Origin of the sequence: Burkholderia sp. Ac-20353, assembly GCF_017104785.1 — a bacterium.
Taxonomy (GTDB): Bacteria; Pseudomonadota; Gammaproteobacteria; order Burkholderiales; family Burkholderiaceae; genus Burkholderia.
In genome coordinates, this window is sequence record NZ_JAAGPL010000157.1 from 1 (window position 1) to 13,109 (window position 13,109).

A 13,109-nucleotide genomic window follows, 5' to 3' on the forward strand; every position below is an offset into this window, starting at 1 on the left:
GAAAAAAACAACACGGTCGTGCTCGACGACCCGTGCTACTTCAATTTCCAGGCGCTGCTGCGCGCGCACCGGGCGCGGATCGTCAGCGTGCCGTACACGCCGAACGGCCCCGACCTCGCGCGCTTCGAGCAGACGCTGATCGAGCATCGGCCGCGCCTCTACATCACCAACGCAGCGCTGCACAACCCGACCGGCGCGACGCTCGCGCCGCCCGTCGCGCACCGGCTGCTGACGCTTGCGGCGGAACACGGGCTGCTGATCGTCGAGGACGACATCTTCGCGGACTTCGAGAGCACGCCCGCGCCGCGCCTCGCGGCGTTCGACGGGCTCGCGCGCGTGCTGTCGATCGGCAGTTTCTCGAAGACGCTGTCGGCGGCGATGCGCTGCGGCTACATCGCCGCACGCGCCGAGTGGATCGAACCGCTGGTCGACCTCAAGCTCGCGACGTCGTTCGGCAATGCGCAGCTCACGGCGAATGTCGTGCATCGCCTCCTGATCGACGGGACCTACCGCAGACACATGGACGGCTTGCGCGCGCGGCTCGCGGACGCGATGGGCGAGACGATCCGGCGGCTGACGCGCACCGGGCTCGGGATCTGGACGGAGCCGCGCGGCGGGCTGTTCGTATGGGCGGAATTGCCGGACCGGCTCGACGCTGCACGGGTCGCGCGTCACGCACTCGACGAAGATGTCGTGTTCGCGCCGGGCAACGTGTTCAGCGCATCGCACAGTGCGACGTCGTTCCTGCGTTTCAACGTGTCGCGCTGCAAGGGTCCGGCCGTGTTCGACGCGCTGGCGCGGGCGATGGACGCCGCGCGGCGCGACGAACGTGCAATGGCAGCACCGGCCGACGCGCGCGCGCCGGCGCGGGGCTCATGACACCTCCCCCGCGTGCGCCTGCGCCCGCACGTCGGCCAACGACACGTCGACCAGCAGCCGCCCCGTATCGAACACCGTCTCGAGCGCGTCGTCCCATTCGCTTTCGACCGCGCGGTCGCCCCATGCCACCGGCAGCGTCGCGGTCCGGTATTCGCCGGTGCGCCGGTTGCGCAGCAGCGTCAGGCGCCCCTTCTTCGACCGCTTGCCCGCGTCGGTGACGGGATCCTTGCAGACGTCGTGCCACACGCCCGCGCGGCGAATGGCCGAGCATTTCATCGCGAAGCGCTGCGTGTCGCGGTTCACCCGCTGCAGCAGTGCGCCACCCATCCCGAACACGACGTTGCCGGCCGCGTAGCCCGCGTCGTCGAGCGCGGACAGGATCGCTTCGATCGACGTCTCGTCGACGCCATCGCCCTGGATCACGCGCACGTGCTTCAGCACGCGCCGGCCCTTGCCATTCAGCGTCGAGCCGAACGACGCGTCGAGCGCACGCACGGTCTGCAGCACGATCGCCATCGGGTCGCCCGAATCGGGCCGCACGACGAGCGTCGCGCCCGAGTCGATCACGGCCTGCTTCAGCTCGCCGCCCCACATGTCGAGCGCCGCGAACAGATCGTAGGAATCCGATACGACCGAGACGATCGCGCCCGGCAGCCCGAAGCGGCGCAGCATGTTGCGGTACGCATCGGCTTCGCCGTCGCGCCCCCACGACGTGATCGTGCTGTGTTCGGCCGCCGGCACCGAATACGCGGCCATCGGCTCGCGATAGAAGCGGTTTGCGGCGAGCACGCCGAGCACCGTGTCCGAACCCATGAAGCTGACGAGGTGCGCCGCGCCGCCGATCGCCGCCGATTCCGCGCTCGACACGCCGCGCGCGCCGAAGTCGTGCAGCTTGAACGGCAGTTGCGTGAGGTCGTCGTCGGTCTTCTCGAGGAAGCGGCGGATCGTCTGCCGCAGGTGCCAGCTTTGCGTCGCGACCGTCACCGGATACCACACGCGCAGCAGCATCGTCTCCAGGTACGACGCGAGCCAGAACACCTGCGGGTCGTCGCATTCGACGGTCATCAGCACGTTGTGCGTCGGCACGACCGAGCCTTCGGGCACCGCGCGGATCTTCACCGGCAGGTAGCCGTCATAGCGCTCGACGATGTAGCGCCAGCCGGCTTCGTTGAACGGCTCGCCGTGCACGGAGAACAAGTCGCGCGCGTCGTCGATCATCGCGTGCGTGATCGGCTTGCACAGATATTCCTTCAGCAGCATCTGCAGGCCGAAGAACACCGTGCGGTCGTAGCGGCCGCCGCGCGATTCGACGTACGAGAACATCGCGGTCGCGTCGGCCGGATATTGCAGGAAGTGGGATGCCTTGTACGAATCCGTGTTGAGGATCGGGTTGGCGAGTACCGCGGCAAGGCCGCCGAGATCGTTTTGCATGGCTAGAGCTCCTCTAGGCCGTTGAGATGCCGCCGCGTCTGTCGCGGCGGACCGGAATGCGGGGAATCAGTGGATCACAGCTTCCCCAGGAAGTGATAGGCGATGTCGAAGTGATCCTCGAACATCACGCTGCGCATCTGCGCGAATTCGTTGAGTGGCACCCAGCGCGCCTTGTCGGCGTCGTCGCTGCCCTTCACGCGCGGCAGCTCGCCGGTCGGGAAACTGAACAGGCACGCATGCGTGATCGTGCGGCCGCGCAGCGAGCGGGTCGGATGATCGAACACCTGGCGATCCTTCAGCGAGCCGCGCAGCACGGGCTCCGGCAGCTTCAGGCCGGTTTCCTCGCGCAACTCGCGGATGCACGCGGTGTCGAGCCGTTCGTCCTGGTTCACGAAGCCGCCCGGCAGCGCCCACAGGCCGCGGCCCGGTTCGCTGCGCCGGCGCACGAGCAGGATGTGGCCCGAGTGCACGACGACCGCATCGACGGTCACGAACGTGACCGGATACGGCGCGGTGGCCCACGCCTTGCGATACGCGGCGATGAACTCGGCCTCGGCCTTCAGCTGCGCGAATTCCGGCTGTGTGCGGAAGCGTTCGAGCCAGCCGAACACGGGCTCGGGCACGGCCCACTGCACGAAGCTGTTCGGGCGTTCCGCGAAATACTGGTCGCGGATTTCGGTGGCGGAGATGTCTTCCGTCGCATCGGCCTCGACCAGTTCCCATTGCGGGAACATCCGCAGGTAATACGACGAAGCGTCCTTCTCGTGGCCGATCAGCCCGATCTTCTTCTGCGCGACGTCGCCGAGCGCGGACGCAACGGCATCCTGCACCCAGCGCACCCAGTCACCGTCGTTGTACGTCGAGTCCTGCACCGGCACAATCGTCAAGCGGTCGCGCTCGGACGCGTCGAGCAGCGAAGCCAACATCTGGCGGCGCTCGTCGAACGAGAACGGATCCTTGATGGTACGGGGCTTGTCGGTCGACCCGATCAGCACGCAGACGCGCTCGGCCCGGCTCAGTGCCGATTTCAGCACGTTCAGGTGGCCACGATGCGGAGGCTGGAAACGACCAATGAAGACAAGCGCATCGAAGCGCCTGGTGTGTTGCGTACTCATGAGGCTCCCTCAAGAGATTGAAACGCTTCGGGTCTGTCCCGAAGGCATGGAATGGATCGTAGAAGAATTCGCGGGATGCGTCAATCGAGCGCACACTCCACTTGACGCGCGGCTCATGCGTTGACGCGCGGTTCATACGCCGCCGCGTCTTTTACACGTCGCTTTCACCCGCTTCGACGCGTGCGGTTTTGTCATTGCCGGGTCGCCTGCTGCCGCTATAATCGCCGCACATTCCGACTGCTGGATGCAGGCCGACGGCACCGCGCCGATATGTCGAGCGCAGCCGCAACCCAACGACAACAAGAATGAACCGAACCGTCCAACGCCTTCGCCCGTTCGCAGGCGCCGCCGCGCGCGCAATCGCCTGTGCGGCGCTGCTCGGCGCACCGCTCGCGCTGCACGCCGCAGACACCGCGCCGGCCGCCGGTGCAAACGTCGCAAGCGCGCACGCTCCGTACATCGTGGTCGACACCGGCCACACGCCTGCCCATCCCGGCTCGACCGGCGCAAGCGGTCGCGTCGAATACCTGTACAACCTCGATCTGTCGGGCGCGATCGCCAAACGGCTGACCGCCGACGGCGACCGCGTGCTGCGCACGTCCGCGGACGGCCGCGAGATCAAGCTCGACCAGCGCTCGACGCAGGCGCCCGATGCCGACCTGTTCGTGTCGATCCATCACGATTCGATGCAGCAGCAATTCATCGACGCTGGCCGGCAGCGCGAATTCCATGGTTTCGCGGTGTTCGTGTCGGAGCGCAATCCGCATTACGAACAGAGCCTGCGCTGCGCGAAGGCGATCGCCGGGAAGCTCATCGCAGCAGGCGAGACGCCGTCGCTCTATCACGCACAACCGATCCGCGGAGAAAACCGTCCACTGATCGACGCGCACCTCGGCATCCACCGTTTCGACGATCTCGTCGTGCTGCGCACCGCGCCGATTCCGGCCGTGCTCGTCGAAGCCGGCGTGATCGTCAACCCCGACGAGGAGAAGCGGCTCGCGCAGCCCGAGACGATCCAGCGCCTGTCCGCCGCGATCGCGGGCGGCATCGAGGCGTGCACCGCGTCCGAATGACGACGCGGCGCATTTGCGTCACCGGTTTTTACCCAGCCAGAGGAGCATCAACATGAAAAAGAATCTGCTCGCCGCATCCTGCGCACTGTTCGCGCTTGCCGTTCCGTTCGCCGCGCACGCGTCAGGCTGCGCGAAGCCGCACAGCGCATTCGACCAGGTGTATTGCAGCAGCACGCAGTTCTCGCAACTCGACCGCGAGCTGAACGATCAGTACGGCCGCCTGCGCAAGCAGTTGAGCGGCGACCAGCAGGCGTCGCTGAAGACAGGCCAGCTCGCGTGGCTGAAGCAGCGCGACGACAAATGCAGCTATACGCGCGACGACGGGTACTACGTGAACCTCGAATGCGCGATCGACATGACGCAGTCGCGCCTGTCGTTCCTGCGCGAGCGCGATCGCGAATGCTCGAGCACGGGTTGCGTGTCGTCGAAGATGGGGCAATAAGCGTTCTGTCGTCCCCTCGGGACCGGAATCCGCACACCGGCGATTCCGGTCTCCGTTCCGCGCTCCACGCGTACTGTCCAAGGCCAATGCGCACAGGCAGGCACTCAACGAGCATGAGTTGCCGGATGCTCCGATGCGTAGCCATCATTGAGCGTCGAAAGAAACGCCGCCACGTCGGCAATGTCTGCGTCACTCCACGCCGGCTGCTCGCCGCGCTTGCGTGTCAGAGGCTCGTCCGTCGTATCGACGTTGCTTCGCAGGTTCGCGGGCAAATCGTCGAACTTGACGACATGCCGATGCGCGTCGGACGAATACCACTTCTCCGGGTTCGTATCGCGCTGCACGTAGAATCTCAGCGCGCTCTTCAGTGTATGGAAACGCCCGTTGTGGAAGAACACCCGACGCGTTGCGACATTGCGCAATGACGGCGTCTTGAAAAGCCCGCAATTTGTCTTGTCGCTGGCCTGGTCCGTCCGGAGCGGGCCGCACAATCCCATGTCGAAGTAGTCCGGATTCGCATTGACGCGCAGTTCACGGTTGCGTGGCACGCCCAGCGCCTCGAACGTGAAGTCCGTCAGCAGCGGATGGGCGCCGTTCGCCCCCGGCTGGTCGAGGTGACACGACGCGCAGTTGCCGCGCGCGGGATCGTCGAACAGCCGTTTTCCGCGCAATTCCTGTGCAGTCAGCGTGGCCTTGCCGTCGAGGTACGCGTCGAATTTGCTCGAGTACGGATGAAAGCCCGGGTCCTCGAGTTCGAAGCGCTCGATCGCGACCATCGCCTGCGCGAACGCCTGCTTCGGATCGTCGAACACGTGCTCGCCGAACACGGCCCGGAAGCGCGCGGCATACGGCGCGCGCCGCAGTTTGGCTACCACGTCCTCGGGGCGCCTGTTCGCCATTTCGTTCGGATTGAGCAGCGGGAACGACGCCTGCTCATGCAAACGGTTGAAGCGCCCGTCCCAGCCGAACCCGCCCGCCGGTGCGTTGTCGGCGTCCGTCAAGCGCTCCGCCTGACTCGCGGCCATCGGATGCGACCAGATCGGAGTCCTGTTCAATACGTAGCGCAGGCTCGGCACTGCGCGGGTGCCCTGATGCTTCAGGTCGGCACCGCCCAACTGCGCAGCAAGGCCGTTCGGCGGCCCGTACGCATGCGACGGGCTGTGGCACGTCGCGCACGACATCTTGCCGGACGCCGACAAGGACGGATCGAAAAAGATCAGCTTGCCGAGCGCGGCCACGTCGCTCCCGGTGGCCGCGCCGGTCTGCGCGTGGGCGGATGCGATGCCGAGCCAGACCGTGACGGCCGCGGCGAGTGCGCCGCGAACCGGCCGCCGCAAGGTAAAGCGGGTCATCGTCGGGCGGCCTACAGACTGGTGAAGATATCCGTGCCGAAGCCCTGCAGGCCCGCCTGCCCCGCATAGCCGAGATGATCGAGCCCAAAGATATCCTCGACACTCTTCAGCAGCGAGTAATGGTTGTAGGCGACCGTCGACACCGTGCCCGGCTTGATGAACTTCGAGATCATCACCGCCCCGGTCTGATCGCCGCCGTAACTCTGCTTCGTCAGATTGATCGTCATCCCCTTGTACGTGAGCGACGACGTTTGCGGGAACGGTGCGAGATTCGGCCCCGGTTGCTGGCTGCAGCAGGTCGTGCCCGCGAACGTGAGATCCGTGACGCCGGGTGACGGCTGCGAGACGGTCGCGTAACTGCTTTCGTCGAAGTTGATGATCAGCAGGCCGTCCTGCTGGAACGCAGGCGACGACGTAATCATCGGCACCCACTTCTGCAGGAACGCATTGGCACTCGTCAGGCCGCCCGGCTGACCGTTCACGCACGGCGCGTCGTGACCGTCATTGCACAGGTTCGGCGTGATCAGGTTGAAATTCGCGGTGGTATCGATCGATTTCAGATCGTTTGCCAGATTAGTCAGATTGACGACGTTCTTCCCGCAATCGGGCGAGTCGATGATCGAATGGAAGTACATGAACGGATTGTGGCGCGTCGCGTACTGATCCCCCGCCGGCACCGTGGCGCTCGGCGCCTGCGCGGCCTGCGTGAGATCGGTCGTGTTCAGCGTCGGGTGGCCGCAGGTCCCCGCCTCGCGCGACGGATCGTTGCCCATGTCCTCCTCGTAACCCTTCCACGTGAAGCCGGCTGCCTTCAACTGGTCCGGCAGCGTCCTGACGCTCGCCGGATACACGCAGCCCGTGCCGATCGCCTGACCGTCGGGCGTCGTGCCGCTCAGCTTGAAATCCGAGTAGGTCGGACAGTCGTTGTCCGTTTCCTTCGTCGGCGACTGGCCGCTGATCATCGCGATGTAGTTGTCGAAACTCACGTGGCCCGTTCCGTAATACTGCTGCACGAACGCCCCTTGCGACGTCAGCGTGTGCGCCAGATACGGCGCCTTGGTGTTCGCGCCAAACGCGGTCGCGTAGTTTTCGTTTTCGAGCGTGATGACAAAGACATGGCGCACCTGCTGCAAACCGGTCGCCTGCACGGACGACGAACCGCACCCGGCGACGATGAACGCCAAAAGGGAACCCAGCGCTGCAACAAACGCCGCGCGCATCCAGTAACGACGAGACATGAAACTCCCGAACCTCATTGTGGAATGGAACGATCCGAAAGGACTTACCCGTTCGGATACTGCTGATTGATGAGCGTGAGCCGCAGCGCGGCCAACTGGGCCGACAGGTTGCTCAGCAAGTAAAGGTCACGCCGGCGGTTGGCCGGTTGCAGCGCCGTGGCGTCGTAAAGCGACGGCAACGTCAATCCCGCGGGCACGGCCGAATTCATCCCGGCCGCGTTCGACAGTTGCACCGCGAGCGACGCCTGGTCGCGATGGGTCACGACGCCCACGGTGCCCAGCGCGGCAGCCGAGCCGGCCTGCTTGACGACGGCGGCCGCAACGACGTCCGGCATCGGCACGGTGACCGTGCCGTTGGCGGCCACGACGGGCGGCGCCACCGACGTGACAGCGGCGCTCAATCGATATTTCGACGCCAGCACGTTGGCAACTTCCCACTGCGCATAAATCGGAGCGGATGTCTGTTGGTGAAGCTGGAAAACCGTATCGGCAATCTGTTCGTTCACGGGGCCGGGGGCCGGCATCGCGCCGGCACCCGCGGTCGACGGTGCGTTGCCGAAGCTGTAAGCCACGATCGCGCGAATCTGCCCGACGTCGACGGACGGCGGGGTCCACGAGAAGAACACGTTGAACAGATAGCCGGTTTCCGTGTTCGCGATCGACGGGTCGTTCAGCTCCGTGGTCAGCTTGCCCAGCATCTGGTGTTGAAGTTCGGCATCCGAAGCAGGAACGGTATCGGCGAAAGCAGGCTTACTCAAGGCGCCCAGGGCCGCGAATGCGGGTACGGATGCCAGAAAATGGCGGCGTGTTTGCATGATGGTGAGTCGCGTGAGTTTGGGCAGGTGCATCAGCCGTGCGGATAAGCCTGGCTCGTGAGAATCGTCGATTTCATGATCATCTGCGAATACATGTCGTGAACGAGATAGAGGCTGCGGTTGCGCGTCCAGGGCTGGCCGGACTGCGGATCGTAGAGCGTCGGGAGCGGGACCTCTTTGGCCCCGAAGGCCTTCATGCCGACCAGCTGCGATATCTCGATGCAGCGCTTCACATGGTCGCGGTGTGCTACCACTGAAACGTTACCCATTGCCGCCGCCCCACCCGCTCGAGCAAGCGCCGCACCTGCCACGCCAGCGGTGCTCAGGTACACGATGGTGCCGTCGCTTGCGATGACCGGCTCGATCGAGGTCAGCACGCTGGAACCCATCTGATACTTCGACAGCAGAAAGCGGGCGATCTCCCACTGCGCGAAAACCCGGACAGGCTTCAGCTGATAGATCCTGTAAACGGCATCGGCCAGTGCCTCATTGACGGGGCCCGGGTCCGGCAATGCTGCCTGATTGACGCCCGTGCTGGACGTGTTTCCGCTTGCCGCGTTCGGGCGGTTGCCGAAGCTGTACGCGACGATCGCGTTGATCTGGACCGCCGGAATGAGCGGGTAATCCCAGGTGAATCCGACGTCCATCATCGCGGGTTCGATCGCATTCGCGGTCGCGGCATCACCGAGTTGCGCGGTCAGCTTTCCGACCATTTGCGCCTGAAGTTCGCCGTCGCTGACAGGAATCGGGGTCGCGCTAATGTCATCTCCGCCGCAGGCGCTCAGTACCGACGTGGCTGCCATCGCCGAGCCTGCAGCAAGAAAATTCCTTCGCGGGAGAGCGGGTGAGTTTCTGTTCATAAGTAGTACAAAATTAAATCGGGATTGAAAGTGCATTGCACGTAAGGGTCAAGCCCGCCAAGCGGGCTGCCTGCCGGACGACACCGACCGCGTTATTTCAACAGCAAAGCTGCGCTGACGGCAGCAGCCTTCAACCCGCTTACGACGCAGGTGGCGGAGAGCAAGCCTGCGCGGGCAAGATTTAAACAAACATGTATGTTTAATTTATGACAGGTGTTGCGCTCGCCGTGGCGCCGGGTTCGCGCGTGTGTAGTTCACGTACAATCACGCCCATGCGAACACAAGCCGAGCGAAGTACGTCCACAAGGGAGCTGCTGATCAAGGCAGCCATTGCGTTGCTGAACGAGCAAGGCTACGCGGCCTTTGGAGAAGCGCGGGTATGTGAACTGGCTGGTGTCAGCCGGGGTGCGCTGCGTTATCACTTTCCAGGCGGGCGTTACGACCTGCTGCCTGCCGTCGTGGCATATCTGATCGACTACGAAGCGACGTGGCTGGAAGCGCTCGGCCCCATGTCGGCCACGGTCCGGTTTCACTTGTTGCTGCACACCGTGCTGCGGCGCGGCCGGCGCCACCCGCCTCTGGCCATGTTCGAAATCTGGATGGCGGCGCGCGGCGACGCCCGCTTGAGCGAAGGCATCGAACCGCTACTCGCCGCAGTGCCAAAGCGCGTATATGGCATGGAGCCGCACGATCACGCCGACCCTGAACTCCTGGCCTTGCAGATGTTGCTGCAGGGCCTGGCGGTGCAATGTTCCGGCGCTCACTACGATCGCGACCAGGCAGCCAGGGCTGTCGAATGCCTGTTGAACAAATTGACGCCGCCCAAAGAATTGCCTGAATTGCTGGTGCGTATCGAGTCGCTATAAGCCACGCGCCGGACGCTTCACAGAAACCACCGATACTCCCGCGCGTTGATCTCGTTCATGAAGTCGAGTTGCTCCTGCCGCTTGTTCTCGCAGTAGACCATCACGAACTCGCTGCCGAGCCCTTCGCGCACGGCCGGATGATCCTGCATCGCGGCGACCGCCGACAGCATGTCCTTCGGAAAATCGATGCCGCTGCCGCGATCGTCGTTGAGCGGCGCGATCGGTTCCTTGCCCGCCTCGAGTCCGTATTCCATCCCCGTCAGGATCGCGGCCAGCACGAGATACGGATTCGCGTCCGCACTCGCGAGGCGATGCTCGATCCGCAGGTTGCGCGCGTCCGATTCGGGAATCCGGATGCACGCGTCGCGATCCTCGAAGCCCCAGCTCGCGCGGCTCGCCGCGTTCACCATCGACCCGTAGCGCCGGAACGCGTTGTGATTCGGCGCGAACACCGGCATGCAGTGCGGCAGCAGCGCGAGGCAGCCCGCCACTGCGTGGCGCAGCGGACGCTGCCCGTCCGCCGCGAGCAGGTTGCGCCCCGCTTCGTCGTACAGGCTCACGTGCACGTGCATCCCGCTGCCCGGCGCATGCAGGTACGGCTTGCCCATGAAGCTCGCACGATAGCCGTGCCTGAGCGCGACGCCACGCGTGCTGCGGCAGAACAGTGCCGACCAGTCGGCCGCGCGCAGCCCGTCGTCGGTGTGGCCGAAGTTGATCTCGAACTGACCGGGCCCGAGCTCGGCGGTGATCACCGTCGCATCGACGCCCTGCTCGCACGCGGCTTCGACCATCTCGTGCAGCACGTCGGAGAACCGCGACAGCCGTTCGATATGCATGTTCGGCTGATCGTCGCGGTCGTCGCTCAGGCGGTCGCGCGGGTATTGCGGCAGGCCATCCTCGAGCTGCGCGCCGAACAGGTAGAACTCGAGCTCGAACGCGACGACCGGGCGGATCCCGCGCCGCGCGAGGCGCTGCAGCACGCGCGCGAGCACCTCGCGCGGTTCGAACTCGATCGGCGCGTCGGTGCCGTCGGAGCTGATCAGCATCTGCGCGAGCGGCTGGCTTTCCCAGCGCACGGGCTTCAGCGTGCCGGGAATCAGCCGGCGCGGCGCGTCCGGGTCGCCGTCGTTGAAGCAGTAGTCGCCGATCTTGTAGAGGCCGCCTTGCGTGCCGAGCAGCACGCAGTTCTGCGGCAGCTTCAGCAGCGACCCGGACGCGACCTTCTCGAGCGCGTCGATCGGATAGCGCTTGCCGTAGAAATGACCGGGCAGATCCAGGCAGATCAGGTCGACATAACGGATCTCGGGGTGCGTCTGGCGAAATGCCCGGACTTCATCGACCAGCGCGGAAACGACGTCAGCCATGTTTGATCCTTCTTTTCGAGTGTGACGATGCCGCATTGCGGCGAACCGGAACGGACGGCATGCGCCGTCATGCAATCCCGTCGATCAGTACTGCAGACAACATGCAGCGGACGCGAGCACGGGCGCGGCCCGCGCGTCAACCGCAGTAAAACCTCAGGTAAACACCCAGATGACCCGGGTCGGCGCGTCCGTCAGGTTCGCATAGCGGAACCGCCGGTGCGCGGGGAGCTGAAATGCATCGTTCGGGCCGAGCGTCACCGGCGTGTCGTCGCCGTCGAGCCAGATCGTCAGCTCGCCCTCGAGCACGAAGCCGCCCTGCTCGTCGCTGTCGTCGACGGGCCGATCGCCGCTGCTCGCACCCGGCGCGAGATGGCTCTCGAGGATCGAGAAGCGTGCGCGCATGCTCGGCGACACGAGTATGTCGGTGATGCCCGCCGCGTAGTACACGGTGCGCCGTTCGTCGGGCCGCGTGACCCATGGCACGGAGCGCGGCTTGCTCAGGCTGTAGAAATACGTGGTCGGCACGCCGAGCGCCTCGCCGATCGCGGTCAGGTCCGCGACGGTCGGCCGCGACAGGCCGCGCTCCACCTGCGACAGGAAGCCGACCGAGCGGCCGATCCTGTCGGCCAGATCGTTCAGCGTGACTTTGCGGTGCTTGCGCAGATCGCGGATCAGGATCGCCAGGCTCTCGATCTCTTCCTGTTCGTTCATGGTGCGTTCCAGAAGTGGGTTGCGTGTCAGACGGTATCGCGCAAACGGTACCAGGCCTTGCCGATCGCTTCCAGCGGCGCGGCGAGCCGGTCGCCGCCCGGGAAGCGCGGGTTGCGGATCCGCTGGTACAGCGTCAGCAGCCGGTCGTCGCCGAGCACCGCGTCCGCGACCGCGCGCGCGGCCGCGAGCGTCGGCAGCACGCCGTGGCCCGAAAAGCCCTGCAGCCAGTAGCGCTGCCCGTGGCGGCCGACGTCCGGCGTGCGGCGCATGCTGATGTCGATGTGCCCGCCCCACGCATAGTCGAGCGGCACGCCGCGCAATTGCGGGAACACGCGTTCGAGCGGCGGCCGCGTCGCCGCCGCGATGTCCGCCGGAATGCCGCCGAGATATGTGCAGCCGCCGCCGAACAGCAGCCGGTTGTCGGGGCTCACGCGGAAGTAGTCGGGCACGAACTGGTTGTCGATCACGCAGCTGTTCTGCGGCAGCAGCGCGCGCGCGACGTCGGGATCGAGCGGCGCGGTCGCGACCTGGTAGGTGCCGACCGGCAGCAGCCGGCGCGCGAGGTGCGGATCGAGCCGGTCGACGTACGCATTGCACGCGAGCACCAGCACATCCGCGCGCACCTCGCCGCCGGCCGTGCGTGCGATGTAGCCGCCGGGCGTCTCGCGATAGTCGAGCACGCGGCTCTGCTCGAAGATCTGGCCGCCAGCGCGCTCGATCGTCTGTGCAACGCCGAGCGCGAGCTTCAGCGGATTCAGGTGGCCGGCCTCGGGATCGTAGAGCGCGGCGAGATAGCGCGCGCTGCCGATCCAGTCGCCCATTTCGGCGTGCGGAATCACGCGCAGCCGCTCGTAGCCCCAGCGCTCGGCCGCCTCGTCGCGCGCCTGCGCGAGCATCGCGACGCGGCGCGGCCGCACGGCCGCCCACAGGCTGAGATCGGAAGAGCGTCGCGTAGGGGAAGAA

Annotated in this window: 13 protein-coding genes; 4 read left to right on the plus strand and 9 right to left on the minus strand. The window is 65.6% G+C overall.

Translation table 11 applies throughout. The annotated features are described in order from the left end of the window. Positions 1–879, plus strand: an 879-nt coding sequence (locus G3N94_RS30405; protein WP_205796717.1) for a PLP-dependent aminotransferase family protein, incomplete at its 5' end; no start/stop codon positions are given. Here G3N94_RS30405 and G3N94_RS30410 read toward each other — a convergent pair. Both G3N94_RS30410 and G3N94_RS30415 read right to left on the minus strand, forming a co-directional pair. Then, the gene (locus tag G3N94_RS30410) at positions 874–2,310 is read right to left on the minus strand and encodes a nicotinate phosphoribosyltransferase (RefSeq protein ID WP_205796720.1); all 1,437 of its coding nucleotides are present in this window, start codon (positions 2,308–2,310) and stop codon (positions 874–876) included. The two genes, G3N94_RS30405 and G3N94_RS30410, sit on opposite strands and share 6 nt — an antisense overlap. A gap of 74 nt (positions 2,311–2,384) precedes the next feature. Continuing rightward, positions 2,385–3,425, minus strand: coding sequence for a bifunctional nicotinamide-nucleotide adenylyltransferase/Nudix hydroxylase (locus tag G3N94_RS30415; RefSeq protein ID WP_205796723.1), 1,041 nt, complete (start codon positions 3,423–3,425; stop codon positions 2,385–2,387). A 305-nt stretch (positions 3,426–3,730) separates the two neighbouring features. Between G3N94_RS30415 and G3N94_RS30420 the strand changes: the two genes are divergently transcribed. Beyond that, complete coding sequence (locus G3N94_RS30420; RefSeq protein WP_205796726.1) at positions 3,731–4,498, plus strand: N-acetylmuramoyl-L-alanine amidase; 768 nt, start codon at positions 3,731–3,733, stop codon at positions 4,496–4,498. Between the two features lie 52 nt (positions 4,499–4,550). Then, the gene (locus G3N94_RS30425) at positions 4,551–4,940 is read left to right on the plus strand and encodes a lysozyme inhibitor LprI family protein (protein WP_205796729.1); all 390 of its coding nucleotides are present in this window, start codon (positions 4,551–4,553) and stop codon (positions 4,938–4,940) included. A 104-nt stretch (positions 4,941–5,044) separates the two neighbouring features. Here the strand turns inward: G3N94_RS30425 and G3N94_RS30430 are convergent, their stop codons facing one another. From G3N94_RS30430 to G3N94_RS30445, 4 genes are read right to left on the minus strand one after another with little or no spacing between them, the layout of a single operon-like run. Beyond that, the gene (locus G3N94_RS30430) at positions 5,045–6,292 is read right to left on the minus strand and encodes a cytochrome c peroxidase (protein WP_205796732.1); all 1,248 of its coding nucleotides are present in this window, start codon (positions 6,290–6,292) and stop codon (positions 5,045–5,047) included. A gap of 11 nt (positions 6,293–6,303) precedes the next feature. Next, positions 6,304–7,530: an alkaline phosphatase family protein gene (locus tag G3N94_RS30435; protein WP_205796734.1), complete on the minus strand. Its 1,227-nt coding sequence runs from the start codon at positions 7,528–7,530 to the stop codon at positions 6,304–6,306. 44 nt (positions 7,531–7,574) lie between these two features. Next, the gene (locus G3N94_RS30440; protein ID WP_205796737.1) at positions 7,575–8,345 is read right to left on the minus strand and encodes a Tat pathway signal protein; all 771 of its coding nucleotides are present in this window, start codon (positions 8,343–8,345) and stop codon (positions 7,575–7,577) included. A 32-nt stretch (positions 8,346–8,377) separates the two neighbouring features. Further along, on the minus strand, positions 8,378–9,205 hold the full coding sequence (locus G3N94_RS30445; RefSeq protein WP_205796740.1) for a hypothetical protein: 828 nt from the start codon (positions 9,203–9,205) through the stop codon (positions 8,378–8,380). Between the two features lie 272 nt (positions 9,206–9,477). Here G3N94_RS30445 and G3N94_RS30450 point away from each other — a divergent pair, with 272 nt between their 5' ends. Continuing rightward, positions 9,478–10,071, plus strand: a complete 594-nt coding sequence (locus G3N94_RS30450) for a TetR/AcrR family transcriptional regulator (RefSeq protein WP_205796743.1) — start codon at positions 9,478–9,480, stop codon at positions 10,069–10,071. A 17-nt stretch (positions 10,072–10,088) separates the two neighbouring features. On the opposite strand, the gene G3N94_RS30455 is transcribed toward G3N94_RS30450, so the two are convergent. The 3 genes from G3N94_RS30455 to G3N94_RS30465 form a co-directional block, all read right to left on the minus strand. Next, entirely contained in the window at positions 10,089–11,435 is a 1,347-nt protein-coding gene (locus G3N94_RS30455) for a glutamine synthetase family protein (RefSeq protein ID WP_205796746.1), read from the minus strand. A 153-nt stretch (positions 11,436–11,588) separates the two neighbouring features. Beyond that, entirely contained in the window at positions 11,589–12,146 is a 558-nt protein-coding gene (locus G3N94_RS30460) for an XRE family transcriptional regulator (RefSeq protein WP_205796749.1), read from the minus strand. Positions 12,147–12,172: 26 nt separating this feature from the next. Then, the coding region (locus G3N94_RS30465; protein ID WP_205796751.1) for an FAD-binding oxidoreductase at positions 12,173–13,109 on the minus strand (937 nt) is incomplete at its 5' end.

Bases quoted from the DNA above. Each gene is read 5' to 3' on its own strand.
- G3N94_RS30410 (WP_205796720.1), bottom strand. From the start codon at position 2,310: ATGCAAAACGATCTCGGCGGCCTTGCCGCGGTACTCGCCAACCCGATC.
- G3N94_RS30425 (WP_205796729.1), top strand. From the start codon at position 4,551: ATGAAAAAGAATCTGCTCGCCGCATCCTGCGCACTGTTCGCGCTTGCC.
- G3N94_RS30415 (WP_205796723.1), bottom strand. From the start codon at position 3,425: ATGAGTACGCAACACACCAGGCGCTTCGATGCGCTTGTCTTCATTGGT.
- G3N94_RS30420 (WP_205796726.1), top strand. From the start codon at position 3,731: ATGAACCGAACCGTCCAACGCCTTCGCCCGTTCGCAGGCGCCGCCGCG.
- G3N94_RS30445 (WP_205796740.1), bottom strand. From the start codon at position 9,205: ATGAACAGAAACTCACCCGCTCTCCCGCGAAGGAATTTTCTTGCTGCA.
- G3N94_RS30430 (WP_205796732.1), bottom strand. From the start codon at position 6,292: ATGACCCGCTTTACCTTGCGGCGGCCGGTTCGCGGCGCACTCGCCGCG.
- G3N94_RS30435 (WP_205796734.1), bottom strand. From the start codon at position 7,530: ATGTCTCGTCGTTACTGGATGCGCGCGGCGTTTGTTGCAGCGCTGGGT.
- G3N94_RS30450 (WP_205796743.1), top strand. From the start codon at position 9,478: ATGCGAACACAAGCCGAGCGAAGTACGTCCACAAGGGAGCTGCTGATC.
- G3N94_RS30455 (WP_205796746.1), bottom strand. From the start codon at position 11,435: ATGGCTGACGTCGTTTCCGCGCTGGTCGATGAAGTCCGGGCATTTCGC.
- G3N94_RS30440 (WP_205796737.1), bottom strand. From the start codon at position 8,345: ATGCAAACACGCCGCCATTTTCTGGCATCCGTACCCGCATTCGCGGCC.
- G3N94_RS30460 (WP_205796749.1), bottom strand. From the start codon at position 12,146: ATGAACGAACAGGAAGAGATCGAGAGCCTGGCGATCCTGATCCGCGAT.